The organism is Tenacibaculum holothuriorum, assembly GCF_002120225.1.
Classification (GTDB): Bacteria; Bacteroidota; Bacteroidia; order Flavobacteriales; family Flavobacteriaceae; genus Polaribacter; species Polaribacter holothuriorum.
The window spans coordinates 234,814-253,797 of the sequence record NZ_LAPZ01000003.1 but is presented as its reverse complement, the minus strand read 5'-3'; the positions used below and the strand labels follow the sequence as shown (position 1 = coordinate 253,797).

12 protein-coding genes are annotated in these 18,984 nt (G+C 29.7%); all 12 read right to left on the bottom strand.

Features of this window, described 5'->3' with window-relative positions:
* Window positions 1-26: 26 nt before the first annotated feature.
* Window positions 27-2,726: a T9SS type B sorting domain-containing protein gene (locus tag WH52_RS06415; RefSeq protein ID WP_086030117.1), complete on the bottom strand. Its 2,700-nt coding sequence runs from the start codon at window positions 2,724-2,726 to the stop codon at window positions 27-29.
* A gap of 35 nt (window positions 2,727-2,761) precedes the next feature.
* On the bottom strand, window positions 2,762-6,460 hold the full coding sequence (locus WH52_RS06410; protein ID WP_086030116.1) for a T9SS type B sorting domain-containing protein: 3,699 nt from the start codon (window positions 6,458-6,460) through the stop codon (window positions 2,762-2,764).
* Window positions 6,461-6,632: 172 nt separating this feature from the next.
* The gene (locus tag WH52_RS06405; protein WP_086030115.1) at window positions 6,633-11,159 is read right to left on the bottom strand and encodes a T9SS type B sorting domain-containing protein; all 4,527 of its coding nucleotides are present in this window, start codon (window positions 11,157-11,159) and stop codon (window positions 6,633-6,635) included.
* Window positions 11,160-11,206: 47 nt separating this feature from the next.
* Window positions 11,207-12,055: an ABC transporter permease gene (locus WH52_RS06400; RefSeq protein ID WP_086030114.1), complete on the bottom strand. Its 849-nt coding sequence runs from the start codon at window positions 12,053-12,055 to the stop codon at window positions 11,207-11,209.
* Window positions 12,056-12,065: 10 nt separating this feature from the next.
* On the bottom strand, window positions 12,066-12,965 hold the full coding sequence (locus WH52_RS06395; RefSeq protein ID WP_086030113.1) for an ABC transporter ATP-binding protein: 900 nt from the start codon (window positions 12,963-12,965) through the stop codon (window positions 12,066-12,068).
* Window positions 12,966-13,102: 137 nt separating this feature from the next.
* Window positions 13,103-13,801, bottom strand: a complete 699-nt coding sequence (locus WH52_RS06390; RefSeq protein ID WP_086030112.1) for a response regulator transcription factor — start codon at window positions 13,799-13,801, stop codon at window positions 13,103-13,105.
* A 13-nt stretch (window positions 13,802-13,814) separates the two neighbouring features.
* Window positions 13,815-15,389 carry a sensor histidine kinase gene (locus WH52_RS06385; protein ID WP_086030111.1) on the bottom strand — a complete coding sequence of 525 codons (1,575 nt, stop codon included), beginning with the start codon at window positions 15,387-15,389 and terminating at the stop codon, window positions 13,815-13,817.
* 118 nt (window positions 15,390-15,507) lie between these two features.
* Window positions 15,508-16,092, bottom strand: coding sequence for a dephospho-CoA kinase (gene coaE, locus WH52_RS06380; protein ID WP_198938391.1), 585 nt, complete (start codon window positions 16,090-16,092; stop codon window positions 15,508-15,510).
* 7 nt (window positions 16,093-16,099) lie between these two features.
* On the bottom strand, window positions 16,100-17,038 hold the full coding sequence (locus WH52_RS06375) for a YbbR-like domain-containing protein (protein WP_143592090.1): 939 nt from the start codon (window positions 17,036-17,038) through the stop codon (window positions 16,100-16,102).
* 92 nt (window positions 17,039-17,130) lie between these two features.
* The gene (gene yajC, locus WH52_RS06370; RefSeq protein WP_086030109.1) at window positions 17,131-17,442 is read right to left on the bottom strand and encodes a preprotein translocase subunit YajC; all 312 of its coding nucleotides are present in this window, start codon (window positions 17,440-17,442) and stop codon (window positions 17,131-17,133) included.
* A complete protein-coding gene (locus tag WH52_RS06365; RefSeq protein WP_086030108.1) occupies window positions 17,442-17,915 on the bottom strand; it encodes a DUF1573 domain-containing protein in 474 nt (157 codons plus the stop codon). Before WH52_RS06365 ends, yajC begins: the two co-directional genes overlap by 1 nt.
* A 35-nt stretch (window positions 17,916-17,950) precedes the next feature.
* Entirely contained in the window at window positions 17,951-18,889 is a 939-nt protein-coding gene (gene nusB, locus WH52_RS06360; protein WP_086030107.1) for a transcription antitermination factor NusB, read from the bottom strand.
* Window positions 18,890-18,984 lie beyond the last annotated feature (95 nt).

The following is an 18,984-nucleotide window of genomic DNA, read 5'->3' as shown; positions in this document are numbered from 1 at the left end:
ATACGGATAGTGTAGTTAAGATATAACTAATTTCTTTGTAAAGATATATGTCCTTTTTTTTCTATTAGATTACCGTTTAAATCTATAAGTTTTGCATAAAACCAATAATCATCTGAAGGTAATATTTTTCCATTATATGTACCGTCCCATCCATAATCCGTATTATTATTATTGATTACATATAGAGTTTTTCCAAAACGATTAAAAATTCGAATATTAATATTTTTAAATAATTTAGCATTGGCACCATATACAATCCAACTATCATTTTTTCCATCAGAGTTAGGAGTGAAAAACTTTGGATAGCCAATTATGCTAGCTTGCGAACTTATAGAGGCTTCGCACTTTTTTAAATCTCTAACATAAATGTTATAAAGACCGGGAGAAATGTTATTAAATGTATGTGATTGTCCATTACCAAAATAGTTAATATTATCTAAAGAAAACTCATACGAACTACTTCCTTCAACTGTAATAAATATACTATTGTCTATTTCGTTATTAGCTTCAACTTCTATAGATTGAAAAATAGGAGGAGTTGGGTATTTAACAGAGAATTTTTTACTATTTGTACATTCTAAACCATTTTCTGTTTTATAAATGTTTAGTCGGAAATCTCCAGCTCTTGTTAATGTAAATTCTCTTTCTACACTCAAAACATTATTTTTGTCATCGACCCATTCATATCTATTATTTTCATTATCTGCAGATATAATAATTGGTGGGTGATCAAATGGATTTATACAAATAGTATATAAATCTTTGAGGTCTATAGGTGGTAAGTTGTTAACAATTAACTCTATGGGAGAAATTCCAGAACATCCATTGTTATTTTCTATTTTTACCCAGATAGTTGTAGAGCCTGAGTTAAACCTAATAGGTAGTTTGTTAGTAGACTTCAAAGCATCGTTTTTGGTAGGGTAAAAAGAAATCTTTTCAGTGTTAGGTAAGTTTAATAGGTTTATTATTTCGTCTCTCTTTCTTCTTAAATCAAAATCACCTTTTAGATTATTTAAATCAGAGTCTGAATCTTCGCAAACAATTATAGGGTCAAGGTTTATTGATGGTTTGTATAATGTTTGAATACTAAAACTTTCTATTTCTGAGCAGTTATAATTTGAATAAGCTTTAATATATAAAGTTTGAGGATTAGATATATTGGTATAATTCTCGGGGTTTAAAATTTCATTAGTTTCATTTTGAGCATCACTCAGTGATGAGTAAAATTTATATGTTAAGGAGTTATTGTTTGAAATTTTTGGAGTTATATTATTTAAATTGAATATACTGATTCCATCATCATTATCATCACATTGATTTAATTCTTGATTTTTAATAAGTTCAGGCAAAGGATGAACTTTTATTCTTTTAAAAATTTGTATTTTTTTATTATAAATAGTGGTTAATACTGCTTTAACTGTGTACTGACCTGCTATCGTATAAATATGTGAGGGAGTTCGTTCTTTTGAAGTGATTCCATCTCCAAAATCCCATTTAACAGAAGATACTTCAACATACGAATCAAAAGAAAAATCAAAAGCTTCAAATACACATTTATTTTCAGTGATAATTCTATTTCTAAAAAAAGAAACTATAAAATTAGGTAAACCTTTTAATGATTTACCATTTTGTAAATCTATTTGTGTATTATTAAATTTAAGAGTAGGTGAAAAAGAATCGCTATTTTCAATAGCACCTATTTTAGGGTTAGAAGATATTACTCCATTATTATCTTGATATGTAGAAACATAAATTCTATTATCAATACCTAACTGTAAAGCTCCAAATTGATTAAATGGGAAAGTACCAACAATTCTATTACTGTCTGAGAAAGGGTCATTAGGATCAACTAAATAAAAAGGATGCTGCATTATTACTCCATAAGCAGAATAAAATAAAGAATTACTTGAAGGGGAGAATTCTATTCCTAAAGGGGGTAATGGTACACCAAACAAATCAGTACTAAATTTTTTTCTAAATTCTAGATTAATAGTGTTTGTGTTAAAATTATATAGATGGATGTATCTTTCATTATAATCAGCTATTGCTAGAGTTTTACCATCAGGAGATACTTTCATAGAGCCCTTTTCTGAAATTTCATCATCAATTTTAATGATCTTAGGTTGTCTATTAAAGCCTAGTTCTGTTATCTCGTAAATAAAAAAAGTATCATTTTTTTCACTACTAGATGATAATTTACCAAATGATATTAGTAGAATATCTTTTCCATTTTTTTTATGAATCGCAGTTACTCTTTCTGTTGTATTACCTCTTATTCTAGAAAATTTTGAAATTACTTTTCCTAAAGGAAATAGATTATTAATAATAACTTCAGAAATAAAAAGTCCTGGAGTTAAAAGAGGAGACTGTGAAGGTTTAGATAAGGTTGATATAACATAAAAGGTAGAGTTATCATTTGGTTTTGGAATTATAATAGAGTTTTGGAAAATATTTATATCACCACCAATACTTTCACCATTTTCCATAATTTCATGATTTTTATTCCAAATAGTATTTCCATTAGTGTAAAATAATAAATTACCATTTTCATCTGAGATAGAAGAACAACCAGCAGGAGCATTTATTTTTCCATCATTTAGAATATTTACTCTACCGTTTTCAAATTTTAGCCCAGCTTTTTCACCAAAATACCAGTTTGATACTTCATTTTGAGCAAAAGTTAATAGAGAGAAAAAAGATATTATAATGGTAAGTTTAAATCTCATAGCAGAAAGATTATTTATCCCATAAAGATAAGTAATTATTTCCGTAGTAAACTAAAATGGCTTTTTTTAATTCGCACTTTTCCGTTTTTGTCGAGTAATGTTGCATTAAACCAATAGTCTGTAGAAGGTAGTTGTTCTCCATTGTACATTCCGTCCCAACCAGGATGGTCTTTACTAGGCATTTCTGCGACTTGTTTTCCGTATCGGTCATAAATTCTAACAAAAACAGATTGATAAAAATCATTATCTACTCCGAGTATTTTCCATGTATCGAAGTTACCATCTTCATTAGGGGTAAAATGTCGTTGGAAAAAAATAATAGGAATTTCATCTGAGATTGTAATTCCGCATCCGTTTGTGTCTTGAATACGAATGGTATAAATTCCTATGGGTAAATTATCAAAAATATAAGATAAATTGTTAGTTCCTTTAATAAAATTTCCATCTGAATTAAGAGCAAATTCATAATCTCCTTCACCTTCAATAGTAATTGAAATACTGTTATTATTCATAGTATCATCTGAAGGAATAATTTCTATGATTTGTGCTTTGCTAGATTCGGTAACTATAAAAGTATTGTACCCAGCACAAGGAGAGTTTATCTGATTATGACTTCGATAAGCCTCCACTTTATAAGTTCCTTTTTCAGTTGCTTGATAAATAGCATTTGTAGCGTTTACAATTGGTTCATTGTTTAAATACCATTGATACGTATCGGATGAATTACCAGTAGATGCATCTAAAGTTACTGTAGCTAAAGGTAAACTTCCTTTAGGTAAATTTATACAGAGTAGAGTTGGGGTTAGATTTCCTTGGGGAATCGGTAATGGTTCTACGAAAATTGTAATAGGAATTATAGTTGGACAATTGGGGAGAAAGTTTGCATTTACTCTAATGAAAATTTGAGAATTATTTGTAAAGAGATAATTGCTATAGGGAGGGACTATAGGATTGTTTTGTGTGTTTGCATCGTTTATACTTGAATAAAAATTTATGCTGTGAGTAGAGATATTAATTGCAGGGTTAAGTGCAAGAACTTCATTAAATGTGTTAGAAAAATTATAAGAACCTTCTCCTGTACCTATACTATTTGTTGCGTTTGAATTATTAGCATTGGCATCTATTTCACAAATATAAATATCACTAATAGCTGCATTGGTTATTCCTGCATTAGTTACTTGTAGCGTAAGTCTTCCATAACTGTAACAGTTAGGTACGCTTGGATCAAAATTTACACGAACTATTAACCTTTCTGGATTTGTGGTATTTGTATGATTTGTCTTATTTAATGGATTAGAAAAAGTAGTATCACTTTCAAGAAAAAAATCTACAATAGCATTTGAATTATTATTTGTTAGAGCATTTTCTTGTGTTGTAAGATTAAAAATAGTTTGTTGATCTGCAGGATTAGCATCTGTGTCACATAATTCAAACGTAGGTACATTGGCAACTTCATTTTTAGTTACGAGAAATGTATTATAACCAGCACAAGAGTTTGTCATTTGACTATTATTAGTATAAGCTTCTACTTTATAAGTGCCTATTTCTGTAGCTGTATAACTTGCTTGAGTAGCATTTGTAATAGCCGTATTATTTAAATACCATTGATAGGTGTGGTTTGCATTCCCAGTATCAGCATTTAAAATTACACTTTCTGAAGTTAAATCATTAGCGGTACATAAGTTTAAAGGTGTGGTGCTACCTTGTGGAATTGGTAACGGTTCAACAAATAATTTAAAACCTATGATTGTAAAACAGCTAGTATCAGATTTCGGAACTATTCGAACAAAAACATCAGAATCATTAACAAATAAATCATCTTCATAAGGAGGTGTTATTTCGTTCGTTTGGTTATTTGCATCGTTTTGAGTTCTATAGAATTCAATATCATGAGAGCTTAAGGATATAGATGGGTTTAAGTTTATAATTTCATTGATCTTTTGATTAAAATCATAATAACCATTCCCAGTACCTTGACTATTAGTTGCATTTGGAGTATTTGCATTTGCATCTAGTTCACAAGCATAAACATTTGTAATATTTGTGTTCGTAATTCCAGAATTAATAACTTGCAGGGTAAGACTTCCTAAAGTAAAACAATTTGAATTTGTAGATGAATTTACACTAACTCTTACTACTAAGGTTTCTGGATTTGAAGTATTAACGTAACTGGATTTTGGTAATGGATTAGAAAAGGTAGTATCTGACTGTAAGAAAAACTGAACACTTACATTACTAACGTTATTAGTTAATGCTGCTTCTTGAGTGGTAAGGTCGAAAGTAGTTTGATTATCTGTGGGATTATTATCTTGATCGCACTGAATGAAAGTAGGAACTGTGTTGACTACTGGAGAAGGAACGAATTCAATATCAGCATCTGCCGATAAAGTAGTATTACAAGTACTGCTTAATTCAATAGTTAGGTTATAAATTCCTGGTCCAAAATTTACATCGTTAGTGGTTAGTATAGAATCCGTCCCAATAATGTTACCATCTTTTTCCCATCTATAAGTTGCTCCAGGTTCTATTCTTCCTGCTTTAAGAATATAATCTCTACCTGAACAAAAAAACTGTTTAGAAGTACTAATAACTTCGTTATTATCTGCATTCAATATTGTGGTGGGTAAGAAGAATGATTGAATAAATGGGGGTAAACCTTGCGAAGATCTTCTACCACTTAAATTAACACCGTTATGTACATAATTAACATTATTTCTATCACTTTCAGGAGAGTTAATTACTCCTAGTTGAGGTCTATCAAAAATAGCATAATATATTTTTCCATCTGGACCTAATTGTAAAGCACCTCTTGTACCGAGATAATCATAAATTGGTGCTCCTCTAGAATTGTTAATATCATTTATATCTGGATTATTAAGGTCGAATTGAAATATACGAGCTCTTTGATTGCCTGTGTTATCATTAATCGCTGGTCCAGTTGCAACATATAATTTATTTCCTGAAACTGAAAATTCTACTCCATATCCTATAAATCCATCTAAATTTAAAGTTCTTCGATTGCTAACAATTCCAGAACTGGCATCAAAATCATAAATATAAGTACCACTTTCTGAACTAGCTAGTGCTAATTTTGTACCGTCGGGAGACAGTTTTATATAGCCTCTAGTACTAAATAGGCTAGAAAAACCAAGCGGAGAGGTAATAGGAGTTGTATTAACACCTGCAGAATTTACTTCATAAGCATAAAAGTTACTTCTATCTACACTTATTACCCAAAAAGAATCGCATGTTCTACCAACAACTGCTGTAATTTTTTCTAAGGCAGAAGGAGCTAATTGAATGTTTTTGGTTGTAACATCTCCGTTACCTCCATTTAAATTCATATCAATGATAGAATAGCGTAACCCGTTGGTATCTACTTCTTGAGCATCTACCGTAAATAAATAGTATATATCTGAATTAGTTGGATTGGGAACAATTAATGCCGATTGTGAGCTAGATTCATGACCTAATAAGTTAGTACCGTTAGGCATTAAGTTGTTATTTCTGTCCCATACTTGAGTTCCTTCAGTATAAAATAGAAGGTTTCCATTAATATCTGAAATTGAAGCACATCCTTCGAGAGTATTTAATTGTCCGTTAGTAAGGGCAACAGGATTCCCGGCGCTAAAATTTATACCTGCATTTCTACCAAAATACCAATTGTTTGCTTCATTTTGCGCTATTGTAACTATTGAAGTAAGAAGAATTAATATGTTTATTATATTCTTCATTTTTTAAATAATTAACCCCTATTACAAATTTACTTAAAAAGAGAACGTATTATGAAGATTTAAAGTGTAAGGTTTTGAAAAACAGTGTTTTTCCTTATTTTTTTATGGTGGAAAAACTAAATAAAAAAAGCCGACAAATATGTCGGCTTTTTCGAATTATTTTGAGATATAATTATCTTCTAATAAGAGAGAAGTGTCCTTGATGTTGGAACATTTTTCCTTTTCTGTTCACTAAAACAGCTTTAAACCAATAGTCGCTAGAAGGAAGAACTTTACCGTTAAATGTACCATCCCATCCTTCACTATCAATAGGAATTATCGCTACAATTTTTCCAAATCTATCGAAAATATGAATACTACTTGTTGGGTAAAAACTTGAATTGGCTCCCTTAATTTTCCAAGTACTATTATGAGGATCGCCATTTGGAGTTATAAATTTAGGATATTCAATTACTGATATATCTAAAGTAGCATTTGGTTGACATCCATTTTTATCTTGTACTACTACAGTATAAACACCACCTTTTATATTTTCAAAAACAGGTTCATCTTGGAAGCTCGATTGAATGTTATTTTCATCAATAATAGCAAATTCATAATCACCGTCTCCTAAGCTTATTTGTGTGTTTATTTTTATAGAATAAATATCTAACCCGTTATTATTAGTATCATCTTCAATAATAATGTGGTCTTCAGTTAATGTTGGTTTACTTGATGGATCAACATGGATTCGTAATGTTCTTTCACAGTTGTTTCCATCCTTAGTTGTAGCGGTAACTAAATAATCACCAGCTTCTGTAATATCATAAAATGCCTCAGTACTTCTTACATTAGTTGGGTCTCCATCTTTAATCCATTTATAATCATAATTAGCAGCTGGATTTATAGCTTCTAATCTTATTTGCTCTCCTTTACAAACAATACGAGGAGTATCTACAGTAAAATCTGGTAGAGTATTAATTATAATACTAAAAGTTAAATCATCATACACGCAAGATGTATTTAAATTTTGAACCCTTACATATATAGTTTGATTATTAGTTGTATTTTGATATTTATCTTCATTTAAAGGAGCATTACTAGATTGTGCATCTGCTTGATTTTCATGAAAAGTTACTTTAAATGAACTATGTTCAGCAGTTGGATAATTAGCAAGAATTTCTGGAATCTTATTTTTTAAAGTAATATCACCATTAATTCCATTTGTATCACTTAATTGATCATCAGTTTCATTATCACAATCTTCATAATTTGTAATGTTAACAGGAATATTTGGCTCTGGATTAATGATAAGTTGTAAAGTTGTTATTCCATTTCTACAACCAGTTGTAGTGTCTAATAAACTAATGAAAAGTATTTCAGTAGCAGGATCATCTCCGCCTAAATTAGCTGGGAAAGTAGTAGTAGTTGGGTCGTTAGAATAATTTGTTTTAGAAAGAGGAGAAACTCCATCTAAAGCATTCTGTCGAGTTCTATGGTAAGATACCACATATCTAGTATCATCTCTTCCATTTAAAACATCAACATCTCTACTGCCTAACGGTATGTTTTGCGCAACTCTATTTCTTGGGTCACTATCAATTGCTGTTGGTACATCACAAACAGCTAATGGAGGTATAGTATTAGATATTACTGGTATTGGATTGATAATAATATCAAAACTGACATGATCGTTAAAACAATTTGTTGCATTATTTTGAACCCTTACATAAATAGTTTCCTTATCTCTTGTTTGATTTGTATAATTAGTGTCATTAGGAATAGGGTTGTTTCCTGTATTGGCGTCATTTTCATCAGTATAGAAAGTAACAGTATAATCTGCTAGAGATTGTGTAGGACCTAATATGTCACTTACTTTATCTCTTAAATTTATATTAACATTCATTCCATCATCAAAAGAGCCACTATCAAAGTCGTCACACTCAATAATGTCCGATGGTTTATTAGCTATTGGTGGTTGCTGAGCCCAAATAGTAAACTGACCTATACCAGTACAATCATTATTAACAGTGTTAATTATTTTGATATATAAAGGCTGAGGGGTTTTAGCTGGTACATTTTTATTTCTATAATTACTTAAGTTAGTAATAGCGTTTTGTACAGCGTCTCTATCTGCAATTGATTCAAAAATTAAAACATCTAAATCTGGTCTTAATGCAGGAGGGAAGATTGGTAGATTTTTTACATCATCAACAACCGAACTAATATCAAAAGTTGTGATTCCATCTGTGTCGTTATTATTGGTAGTGTCATTTCCATCAGCATCTAAAAAGTCATCACAAACTTCAAATTGATTATTATAAGCGACATCAGCAGAGAAACCAACAACAATGTTTACTCTAGAAATTCTATAACATTGTTTATTAGAAATTGTGCGAGCCCAAACAGAATCTCCGTTAGTTACGGGATGAGCTGTTTGATTTGTAATTTCATTAGAGTCGTTTATAGCATCATTTTCAGTAGGATAATACTTAAATGTTTCGTTAGCGTGATTATTTGAAATATTAATTTGAGCAAGTGTTAGATTAATATTTGTATTTAAATCAGCATCAGTGTCACAATGCCTAATTTCTACAGGGTTATTAGCAATTACAGGTAACGAATTTACAACTAAGTTAAAAATTATAGAAGTATCATTACATGCAGCATTGTTATTGTTTTCAACTCGTACATAGATGGGTTGTGAATTTACTGTTTGATTTCTAAATGGAGCGTTCTTGTCAATAACGTCAGTATTTCTATCGGTTTGCGCACCCGTTGGTGTAGTATGGTAACTTACATGATATGTGCTAGCTGGTAGTGTTCCTAATATTTCACTATCTTTCGTTCTTAAAATAAAGTTATTGAAAAAACCATCAGTGTCTCCACCGTTAGAAGTATCATCACATTCTTCATAATTTGTAGGAGTTTGAGGAATAGGTTTTCCTGTAACTGCCAACGTAAATGTTTGTATATCGAAACAAGCATTTGGTGCTACAGTATTATGCATACGTGCATAAATAGTTTGGTTACTAAATGTTGTCGGGTTTGTATAAGGGTTAGGTAATTCGTTTGTATTAGCAGTAGCATCTGCCATAGAAGTAAAATATTTTACTTGGTAAGTGGTATTACTTTGCCCATTTAAGACTTCTGGAGTAACTAAAGTTTCTAAATCAAAAGCATTAAATCCGTCATTATCTACATCACAGAAAAATATATCTGATGGTTTTGTAGCTACAGTTGGAGGATATATTTCTAATTTAAAATCAGCTTCTCGTTCAACTTTATTTCCACAATCGTCAGTAAGAGTTACTGTTAATTTATAAGTACCTGCATCAGTAGTTGCAAGATTGGTTAAGACTAAGTTAATAGTATTTGAAACTGTAGTTGTGGTTGTTCCGTTGTTAAAACTCCATAAATAATCTACATTATTACCAGTAACTGGATCGGGAGCAATAGTTTTAGAATCTCCAACACATAATTGAATAGTCTGGTTATTAACTACTGTATTATTTGTTTGGTCTTTAATTTCTATAGGTAATAATAGAGAAGAAATAAAAGGAGGAAGTCCTTGAGTGGATCTTCTTCCATTAAGGTCTAATCCGTTTTGAGTAAAAACAACATCAGCTGCATTAGCAGATGGATTCTCAATGATGCTTAAGCGTGTAGCAAAGCCATTAGGGTCACTATAAGTTAATGGTATAGTTGCATAAATTTTTCCATCAGGACCTAACTGTAAAGCACCCCTAAACCCAATTTGTTCGTGTATTAAACTTTTTGAAGCAGGAATATCGGTTTGAGTTAAATCAAATTGAAATAGTTTGTATGTTGTTTCTGGATCAGATAGACTGTTTCTAAAACCTGAAGTTGTCGATATGTATAGTTTTTTTGAGTCTCTAGAGAATTCAACTCCATAGGCTTGACCATCACTAAAGCCGCTTAACAAATGTACACCATCATTGCTTACGGTTCCAAGTTCATTGTCGAAGCTATACAATAATGCAGTGTCACCTTGATTTGTCATTGCTAATTTTGAACCGTCTGGAGATAGTTTTAAATACCCTCTTACTGCACCACTACCACTTGTGAAATGATTTACAACAGATACTACAGGTGTTGGATCAACTCCAGTTTCAGTAACTTTATATGAATGATATCTATTATTGAAATGCGATACTACCCAAAAAGTATTACATTCTTTTCCTCTAACAGCGGCTACTTTTTCAGTCCAATTAGCTGTATTAGTTCCAGATAAATTTGTAAAGAAAATACCGTCTCCATCTTCATCTATTAGTTGACCTAATCCACCATTTAAAGACATGTCTACAGTGTAATAATCAAACGTAGGATTACCATTATCACCAACTGTGAAAATATAATAAATACTAGTCGATTTTGGTTTAGGTATAATCATACCAGATTGCGTACTTGAAGGATTTCCTTTTAAATTAGTAGCAGGATTTCCATTAGTATAGGTCATGATATTACCATTCTTATCATAAACTATAGTACCATCTGAATAAAATAAAATGTTTCCATTTACATCTGAAAAAGAAGAACATCCTTCTAAAGTGCTTAATGATCCATTTGTTAAAGCTGTAGGTGGTGTAGTATTAAAATCTAAACCTGCGTTTTCTCCAAAATACCAAATATTGGCTTCCTTTTGAGAGAAAATAGTTAAGGTAAAAAATGTAAGGAGTAATGATAGTATTCTTTTCATTATAATTCAGGGTTTCTTAAAGAAACCCCAAATTTATGTAAAAAGTATTACAAATCTCGTTTTTTTAACAAGGCATATGATGCATAAATGAAAATAAATGTCCAAAATAGCACTATAAGTATATTAAGAAGGTTAACGGAGTAGTCTTTTGTGAAATTTTCTCCTATTTGATTCGCTACAGATTTTACCGCTCCTAATCTTGTAAATGGTTCTTTAATTAGGTTCGCCATTGACTCTAAGGGAAAGAACTGCATGATTGAACTTACTGCTTCTTCTGTGCCAGATTTTAAATCTTTAAATGTCCAATATAGATATCCTTTGAAAATACTTTCTACTATAAGCCATACAATCATTGCAGCTACTGCAAAAGCAGAACGTTTTATTAAAATACCTAAAAACAATCCGAAAGAGAAGAAACCAACTAATTTTATGAAGAAAGCAATAAGATATTCTAAATCAGAAAAAATGATAGATAATTCATTAAAATCGGAATACACTAATCCTAATATTAATGAAACTATAAATACAAAAAGTGTTGAGATTAATGCGAATACAATTACTGTATAGAATTTTGAGAGTATAAATTCTTTTTTACTTAATCCGTCAATCAGATTTTGCTTCAGAGTTTTATAACTGTATTCATTGGCCATCATTGAAACAATTACAAGCAGTAAGAAAAATTTTAATATGGCAGCCATATATGTGTTAAAGTGCCATATATATGGAAAGTTAAAAATTCCTTGTTCGGCTAAGTGAAATTTAATAGGTCCAATGTCGAACTTTATAGCAGCTATTAATGCAATAGATGTTAAAAGACCGAAATATATAATAGATAATATTTTACTTGCTCTGTTATGTTTGAGCTTGTGGAATTCAATATTTATTAATCGTAGCATAATTTTTTGATTAGTTGTTATTGTTGGTTAAATCTAAGAACTGTTGCTCTAAACTTGGTTTTCTTTTTACTAAGTGAGAAAGTACAATACCTTTTTCAAAAAGAAACTTATTAATTTCTACTGAAGACATTTCAGTATTTAATTGAGCAATAAGTAGTTCATTTTCTTCTTTGATTGTACCAATTGAATTATGACTTTGTAAAGTTTCGATTAATTTAGAAGAGTTTTCAGATTTTAATTCAAAGAATCCGTTTGAAGCTGTCATTTCATCAACTCTACCACTATACAATTTTATACCGTTTCTAATCACAACAACGTGAGAACACACCTTTTCAACTTCATCGAGTAGGTGAGAGGCCAATAAGATTGTAGTTCCGTTTTGAGCAATATTTTTAATTATTTGACGAATTTCATGTATTCCTTGTGGATCTAAACCATTGGTAGGTTCGTCTAGAATTAAAATTTCAGGATTATTCAATAGAGCTGAAGCGATAGCAAGTCGTTGTTTCATACCTAATGAATATGTTCTGAATTTACTATTTCTTCTTTCATAAAGATTAACAGTTTTCAATTTTTCTTCAATATTATCGTATGATACTCCTTTAATCTTACAAATTAATTGTAAGTTTTGAACTGCAGTCATGTAAGGATAAAAGTTAGGACGTTCAATAATAGCCCCTACTTTTTTTAGAGCTTCGTGAGTCGACATAGACCCATCGAACCAACTAAATTCCCCAGAGGTTTTATTAACTACATTTAAAATGATACCTAAAGTAGTTGATTTTCCACTTCCGTTAGGACCTAAAATTCCGTAAACATTCCCTTTTTTTATATCAAATGAAAGGTTGTTTACAGCATGGATTTTTCCGAAATTTTTGTTGAGGTTTTTTATTGATAGAATTGTTTCCAAAGCGTTTTTGGTTAAGTTAATTTATACGTATTCGACGAGTTTGAGTTGTAAATGTTACAAGGTAATAAAAATAAAAGAAGCTAAAGTTTTTAAAAACTTTAGCTTCTTAACGTAGTAACTTTTAATTTAAGTGTTGGTTAAGATTTATCTATTAATCTAAATCCTTCTCCGTGAATATTTAATATTTCAACGTTTTCATCACTCTTTAAATACTTACGTAATTTAGCAATGTAAACATCCATACTTCTTGATGTGAAATAGTTATCGTCTCTCCAAATTTTTGTTAAAGCTAATTCACGTGGCATTAAATCATTTTTATGAATAGCTAACATTCTTAATAACTTACTTTCTTTAGGTGATAATTTCTGAGGTTCAGCACCGTCGAAAGATAAATGACGTAGTTTTGAATTAAAATCGAACTTACCAATTTTAAATTCGAATTCTTCACTTTCTGTAGATTTTTCGTTTTCCTTTCTTTGTAAAATAGCTTTTATTTTATGAAGTAAAACTTCTGAATCGAAAGGTTTATTTAAATAATCGTCTGCACCAACTTGATAGCCTCTTAAAACATCTTCTTTTAATGTTTTAGCGGTTAAGAATATAATAGGCACTTCTTTATTTGTTGATCTAATATCTTCTGCTAGTGAAAATCCGTCTTTACGAGGCATCATAACATCTAAAATACATAAGTCGTACTCGGAGTTTTTAAACATAATTAAACCATCAATTCCGTCTTTAGCATGTGTAACGTTATAATCGTTTAATGCTAAATAATCTTTTAATACTGTTCCAAAATTTGGATCGTCTTCAACTAATAAAATTTTCTTTGTTCCCATTTTGTCCCTTCTTTTATATTAATGGTAATTTAATTGTAAATGTACTTCCTTTTCCTTTTTCGCTTTCAACATGAACGGTTCCTTGATGATTTGTTACAATTTCCTTTACATAAGCTAAACCTAAGCCATGACCTTTCACATTATGTATATTTCCTTTATGTTCTCTATAGAATTTATTGAACACATATTTTTGAGCATTTTTGCTCATTCCTATACCTTCATCTTTTATTTTTAAAATGAAGTATTTGTTTGTGTTTTCACTATAAACATCAATTTTAGGAGCATTTTCAGAATATTTTATCGCATTTTCTAACATGTTAACAACTACATTAGTTAGATGGAATTGATTCCCTAATACTTCCGAAGAAATTGCTTTAAAATGTGTTGACACGCTTCCTTCTTTATCGTTTACTATAAGTTGAATGTGTTCGATAGCTTCTTCTATTATGTCGTGCATATCAATGGCATCCTTACTTATATCTATTTGATTCTTTTCTAATTTTGATATTCTTAAAACGTTTTCTACCTGACCGTGCATTCGTTTATTTTCATCACGAATCATTTGTACATAACGTTTTACTTTATCTTCATTACTTATTATTTTCGGATTTTTAATCGCGTCTAACGCTAAATTTATTGTTGCAATAGGTGTTTTAAATTCATGCGTCATATTGTTAATGAAATCAGTTTTTATTTCTGAAATTCTTTTTTGACGTACTAATTGATATAACGATACAGAAAAAGCAGCAATAATAATACCAATGAATAGTAAAGATGAAATTAAAATCGGAGTCATTTCTGATAATAAATTCTTACGATTGTTAGGGAATTTAACGTATAGTTTGTATTTACTATTTCCGTTTCTATCCATTAACAAAGGAAAATAAAAATTATCTTCAGGCTGAATTTTAAAATATCCTGACTTTAATTTGGTTGCTAATCCGTCTTCATATACACCATACTTAAACTCTTGTTTTATATTTCGTTTTTCAAACTCTTCTTTTAGTGTATTGTTTAGTTCATTATTACTAACTCTTTTGCTTAGAGGTAATCTTTTACGCTCTTCTGAAAAGAAATCAATAATTTGCATATTGTTGAAATCACTAAAATCATTAATGGTTGTGAACCTATTATTTAAATGTTTATTAGTAAAATTCTCCGAACTTTTTATAACTAATTCTGACTTATAATCTTTCTTTGCTGTAATTGTTTTTACAATCTTAGTTTCGTCAAAATTTGGATTGTCAATACTTCCTAAAGGAATTTGATGTTCTTCTTCTATATACGCGCCATAAATGAACTTTTTTCTACCGGTCGTGTCGATAGATTTATATAAATAATTCTTAACACCTGTACGAGTTCTAAATAGATTACTCTCTATAAATGGTTGATGTTTTCTAAGAATATCTTCGTCTTCTCGTTCCTTTATACGTTCAGATGTTCGTGCTAAAGCAATACGGACATCAGTTTCAAATCGTTGTTGTTTATTCTTAATCGCGTCCTTAATCCAATATACTTGAACAGAGATAATTCCTATTAAAGAAATACTCATTAAAATAACAATAAGAATAAAAATTTTCTTACCCATTACTCAAAAATAAGTGATTAGAATGAAGGGGAGTTTCGTTTTAACTTACATTAACAAAGATACTTTTATTTTAAGAAAAAATTAAGAAAATAGTTAAATAGTTGATAGATTTACTAGGTTATTTTGTTAAAGAATTATGGATAGTTAAAACTTGAGCTTTGGTTTTTGTTAAATCTATGTTATGTATCACATAATGAGATTGTAACATTTTTTTATAATCATTCCATTGGTTATTCATTCTACTAACAACTGCTTCTTTTGTCGTTTTATCTCTATTGACAACTCGTAAAATTCGAGTTTTAATAGGAGCAGTTACAGTAATAATTTTATCGCAAATTTTATTACTACCGTTTTCGAAAAGAATAGCATTTTCGTACAGAATGTAGTCTTTATCGCTGTTATTTTTAATAAATTCTGAAAGATGTTGATGTACAACAGGATGTACAACAGAATTTAAAAAAGCCAATTTTTCTTTATTATTAAAAACAATACTAGCTAAATAAGGTCTATTTAGTTGATTCTTAAGGTAAGTTTCTTCCCCAAATTCTTTTATTAAAGCGGTTTTTATGGTTGAAGAAGTGTTCATTAACTTTTTAGCTTCGTCATCTGCAATATAAATAGCGACGTTTTCAAATTCAGAAAACATTTTCATTACGGTAGATTTTCCACTACCAATTCCACCAGTTAATCCTACAACCATCATTAAAAGTTTATTTGTTAATTAAAAAATCTATTTTATTAGGTATAATTCTTACAGAAGTAACCATTTCTGGCTTATTAATAAGTTTAGGGATTAAGTAAGAAACATTGTTTTTTTGTGTTTGTAAATAATCGCATTCAACACTAAAAGAATCTTCAGTAATTTTATTAAAGTTTTTTAACCCTACTTTATACACAACTTTAATTTTCTTAGGAAAAATATTAAGTTTTATTGAATTTGGAACGTTTTTAACCAGTATAGGAATTTCAAATTCTCCTTCAGTAAATTTATCTACAAAAAGTTGAATAGTAGTGTTAGTAGTATTTAGTTTTAATTGATTGAATTCTTCAGGTAGAATGATTTTGGAAGTTGTAGTTAAGTTTTCTGAAATGTTCTCTAGTGTAACTTTCTGTAAATTAAAATGAGTTAGTTTGTCTAACAACTTTTTAGTTCCTGAAACATTAATACTATCGGGTTGTAGAAGAATTGGTTTCGATAGGTCATAACCTAATTGAAAATTAAGATCTAAATCAGCAACTAAAGGGACTTTTTTAGAAGCCAATAATCCTAAATTAAGATGGAGTGTGTCTATATCAACTTGTTGTAATTCGATTCCGTTTGCTAATTGTTTTTGAAAATTAGCTTTCAAATTGTTTGAGAGTAAATAATATCCGTTGTTTTTGGTTTTATATATTTTATCGAGATTTACATCTAATGATTTATTAGAAAAGTTTGCCGCTAACAACTTAAAACCTGTTCCTTTAATTGTAATTGGAATTTCTTTTAAAGGTTCTTTTTCAAAAATTTTATTTTGAGCAAGATTAATGTAATTTAGAGTATAACTTACTTGAGTAGTGTACTTTTTAGAAAGATTTATTAAAAGCCACATTAAAAATGCTGCTAATAGAAATCCGAAAAAAGCTTTAGGTATGTCACTAATTTTATTCACTATAATTGTAAATTGAGTGTTTTACATTTTAATGCAATCTACCAAAAAAAAAGTGAGCTAAAAAAGCTCACTTTATATCTTTTAGTAATATCTTATTTTTCGGTAAGATACTTTTTACTTAATTCCATTGAAATTGCTGAGCATTCAAATTTTATTTTTCCAGCTCCAGTTTCAATAACAACAGTATTGTCGTTATCGTTCATTTCTACAATTTTACCATGAATTCCACTTGATGTAACAACTTTTGCTCCTTTTTTAATGTTGGTTTGAAATTGCTTTTCCTTTTTTTGACGATTCATCTGCGGACGAATAATTAAAAAATAAAAAACACCTAACATAGCAATAAAAGGAACCATGTTCATTAAAGTGCTAGAGTCTGCTTGTAAGAAAATTGATTCGAACATTATGCGTTTGGTTTTTTAGCTTTAGGAGTTACCATACCAGAAATTTTAACAACTTCTCTTCCAGTTGCTGTGTTTGTGTATAAAGTAACAGATTTAGATTGTTTGTTTGGTTTACCAGCGGTGTTAAAAGAAACTTTAATTTCTCCAGTTTTACCTGGTGCAATTGGTTCTTTTGGCCAAACAGGAACTGTACAACCACAGGTAGCTTGCGCATTTGTGATTACTAAGTTAGAATTACCAGTGTTTGTAACTGTAAAAGTAGTTTCAACTAATTCACCTTCTGGGACAGTACCAAAGTCATGTACTTCTCTATCGAATTTTACAACAGGAGCTCCTTTGCTAATATCGTTATCTCTTTTTACTGCATTTTCTAAGTTCTCGCTTTTAATTTTTGAGGCAGCGTTACCTTTACCACAAGAAATTAAAGCTGTTGCAGCTACTAAAAATGCTAATGCTATAACTAATTTTTTCATTGTATTAAATTTAAAAGGTTGGTAAAAATAATAATTTATAATAATCCTCTACCAATTTTAACCATTCTTTTAGAAGAATTATATTCTTTTGATAGTTTATCTAAAACTCCATTGATGAATTGACCGCTATTTTTTGTTGAGTAATCTTTAGCTAATTCAATGTACTCATTAATAGTAACTCTTGTAGGAATAGAAGAGAAATGTAAGAATTCAGTAATTCCCATTTTTATTAATATCATATCGATATCGGCAATACGATCTGCTTCCCAGTTTGGAGTTTTACTTTCAATATCTTCTTCATATTTATGTTGATGAAGCATTGTTTTGTTGAATAAGTTAGAAACAAATTCTTTATCATCATTATCTTTATATAAACTTCCTAGGATAAATGGATTCGTAGGCTTTTGTTTATTTAAAGATTTAACAATCCAAGTATTTACAAAAGGAATATCATCTGACCATGAAATCATTTTATCTTCAAAGTATTCAGATAACTTTTCATTCGGAGCTACAATTTCTTTGAAGAAATCAATAACAAAACTTCTGTCTACGTTATATGAATCTTCAACAGTGTTCATATATCTTTGATACAAATCACTTTTTTGTAATTCATCCCAAAGTATTTTAATATATTCATCATCTAACTCCCAAAAGTTAAGTTTGTTTAATTCTACATAACCTTCTAAACTTACACTTTGAGCAAGTATACTAATTAAACGGTTATTGATGAATTTTGTGTTAGGATTTAAATCTTCTTTCGTAGCAAGTATTTTCTTTTTAGATAACTCGAGTTTCTTTTGAGCTAATTTTTGCACTTCAATAATTAATTGAAGGTTGGTAACGTACAAATCGTACATTTTTTGAATACTATGCTTTAAGAATTTTTCTTCTTTTACTAAATCGCTATTGTTTGAGTGTTGCATAGCGTAGATAGATTGCATTACTTTAACTCGAATGTGTCTTCTATTAATCATTATAAAGAACTTGAAAATACCTTATTGGGTAATATTTGTTTTTGTTAACGTTTTTCTCTTTAAAGAAAAAGAGCGATAGAATAATTTCTAACGCT

Coding starts and splice junctions, on each gene's coding strand:
- WH52_RS06385 (WP_086030111.1), bottom strand. CDS start 15,389: ATGGGTAAGAAAATTTTTATTCTTATTGTTATTTTAATGAGTATTTCT.
- WH52_RS06410 (WP_086030116.1), bottom strand. CDS start 6,460: ATGAAGAATATAATAAACATATTAATTCTTCTTACTTCAATAGTTACA.
- WH52_RS06390 (WP_086030112.1), bottom strand. CDS start 13,801: ATGGGAACAAAGAAAATTTTATTAGTTGAAGACGATCCAAATTTTGGA.
- WH52_RS06400 (WP_086030114.1), bottom strand. CDS start 12,055: ATGCTACGATTAATAAATATTGAATTCCACAAGCTCAAACATAACAGA.
- WH52_RS06405 (WP_086030115.1), bottom strand. CDS start 11,159: ATGAAAAGAATACTATCATTACTCCTTACATTTTTTACCTTAACTATT.
- yajC (WP_086030109.1), bottom strand. CDS start 17,442: ATGTTCGAATCAATTTTCTTACAAGCAGACTCTAGCACTTTAATGAAC.
- nusB (WP_086030107.1), bottom strand. CDS start 18,889: ATGATTAATAGAAGACACATTCGAGTTAAAGTAATGCAATCTATCTAC.
- WH52_RS06365 (WP_086030108.1), bottom strand. CDS start 17,915: ATGAAAAAATTAGTTATAGCATTAGCATTTTTAGTAGCTGCAACAGCT.
- coaE (WP_198938391.1), bottom strand. CDS start 16,092: ATGATGGTTGTAGGATTAACTGGTGGAATTGGTAGTGGAAAATCTACC.
- WH52_RS06415 (WP_086030117.1), bottom strand. CDS start 2,726: ATGAGATTTAAACTTACCATTATAATATCTTTTTTCTCTCTATTAACT.